At 65.5% G+C, this 432-nt stretch carries 1 protein-coding gene; it reads right to left on the bottom strand.

The window, feature by feature from the left end; genetic code table 11:
• Positions 1-432: LysR family transcriptional regulator (locus ACR6JA_RS22600; RefSeq protein WP_494599690.1), on the bottom strand; the 432-nt coding region annotated here is incomplete at both ends.

Genomic DNA, 432 nt, shown 5'->3' with positions numbered 1-432 from the left:
GTGCCGGGCGGGCACGGCTACCACCAGCGGATCGTGCCAGAGTGGCTCGGTAACGATGTCGTCGCCGACTTCCGCCGTGTGCGCAAACCCGATCGAGAAGTCACCTGAGCGCAAACCACGCAACTGATCGGCCAACGGCACTTCGGACAGGCGAATCTCGATCTCCGGCTCTTCCTCGCGGCAGCGGGCCAGGAGGGCCGACAGCCTGGGATCGATTGCGCCGTCGGACACGGCGATGCGAAGGCTTCCGCTCAAGCCCGCAGCGACCGCCCGGACGTTCTCCTGAGCCTGTTTGAGGACGGCGAACACCCTGCGCACATCTTGCAGGAACGTTGCACCCGCTTCGGTCAGTACCGTGCCTCGGCGGTTGCGCTCGAAGAGCACCACGCCCAGGTCATCCTCAAGCTCTTTGATGGCGCGGGACAAGGGTGG

The organism is Cedecea sp. B1(4) (genome assembly GCF_059414925.1).
Note: the sequence above shows the minus strand (reverse complement) of the source record. Positions and strands in the feature narration are given on the sequence as shown.